This is a genomic window from bacterium (assembly GCA_024228115.1).
In the GTDB taxonomy this organism is placed as follows: Bacteria; Myxococcota_A; UBA9160; order UBA9160; family UBA6930.
The window spans coordinates 1-1,587 of the sequence record JAAETT010000449.1; the positions used below are offsets into that span (position 1 = coordinate 1).

Genomic DNA, 1,587 nt, shown 5'->3' on the forward strand with positions numbered 1-1,587 from the left:
AATCTCCCGCCACTCCTCGCTCGACCGCCTCACCTTCCCGTTCGCTTGCACCCGCATGCCGCCTCCTCCCGGATTGTCATGCGGTGGGTCTACATCTCGCCGGCGAGCCCGGGAAGAACGGCGATATCCGGCCGCTTACACTTGACCGGCGCGAAGCCATCGGAGTTCTACTCAGTCCAAAAGCGGCCGGAATATGCTGACTACCAGCGAAGGACGAACATCTTCTTTCCTGGGCCGAGCCAATAGTCGGCTTGGCTGAGGCGGGTAGGTCGGTTGCACTGGGCCCGCCAGTGACGGCATGGTGCGTGAAACCGCAGCTCCCCTCGGTCATCCTCTGTCGTCATCATGACTATCCTCCTCGGAGAGCCAGGTGAACTCGCGAAGATAGGGAGTTCAAGCTGCGTTCTGGCTCATGTTACTTGTCAAGGCACGAGTGGAACGGATCAACCGGCTTCTGGTGGGCTGGTCCAACTACTTCTATCTCGGTCCGGTGAGCGCGGCCTACGGGATCGTGGATGTCCACACCCGATACAGGCTTCGTACGTGGTTGCACCACAAGCACAAGGTGCGGGGAAGGGGAACGACGCGATATTCCTTCACATTCCTGTACGACGAGCTGGCCTGGTCCGGCTCGGTGCGCGGACGCGCGGATTTCCGTGGGCAAACGCGTGAGTCCTTGCCCGAAAGCCGGATGCGTAGTTCCGCACATCCGGTTTGATGAGCGGGGTGTGGAAACAGGGCACGAAGAAGCGAGTGAGGCACCGGCAAACGAAAGCGCCAGAAACAGATGGGCTTCTTCTACACTACTGCGCCACACTCCGACTCTACACCTTTTCAGGCTCGGCAGAGTCGGTGGCGCTATTCAACGCCGCTTGTCGCCGGTCCGTTATGCGACATGCGCGAGGAGCTTTGCTGAGTGCGACGAATGTCAGAATCAATTCGTGTTTCGATGGCTTGTCTCATCGGACTGGGACTTCTATTCGCACTATCGGTTGGCTGCGAGGTTCGAGAAGTCCATGAGGCAGAATTCTTGCTCCCAGAAGACTTCAGCTGTGCCGCGGCCCTCGACGGATGGAAGCGTGCGAGTGTCGTCACTCCTGACGTGGTGGCGCCCTGCATGACAGGAAGTTCCGGGAGCTGCGAGGACTCCGACTACCGCTACGTATCTGGGACGGGCTGGTGTCGTCCGATAGGATTCTAGGGTGCGGCTAGCACGCCGTCTGGCTTCACGCTTGAAGTGCAACACTGCGCCACTACGCATCCATCGAGGCCTGCGGTCACGGCCCGGGAAGGTCGTCGCGAACCGCCGCATAACCCCTATCAGGCCCCCGGTTGTCAATAGGCATTGACGTCCCCTGACGCCCGCCCTCTTGGAGCAGCGTTGTTCTTGGGCGCGTCAATCCTCCCTCGTCTCCGACTTTCATTTCTCTCTTCGGGTTCCAGGCCCTGGAGCCTGCACCAAACACCTATTGGGGATCTTGTTCGGAGCCTTGCTTCGGCTCCGTGTCCCAGAAACTCGTCGGTTCCCTTCCTCGTCCAATCAAATGTGAGCTGGCTTCAAAACCAGTTAGCTCCGGGCTCGAGCAA

The 1,587-nt window shown here is 59.7% G+C and carries 1 protein-coding gene; it reads left to right on the forward strand.

Annotated features, from left to right (window positions below; all coding sequences use genetic code 11):
* Positions 1 to 433 precede the first annotated feature (433 nt).
* Positions 434 to 718, forward strand: coding sequence for a hypothetical protein (locus tag GY937_19400; protein MCP5058873.1), 285 nt, complete (start codon positions 434 to 436; stop codon positions 716 to 718).
* Positions 719 to 1,587: the final 869 nt, after the last annotated feature.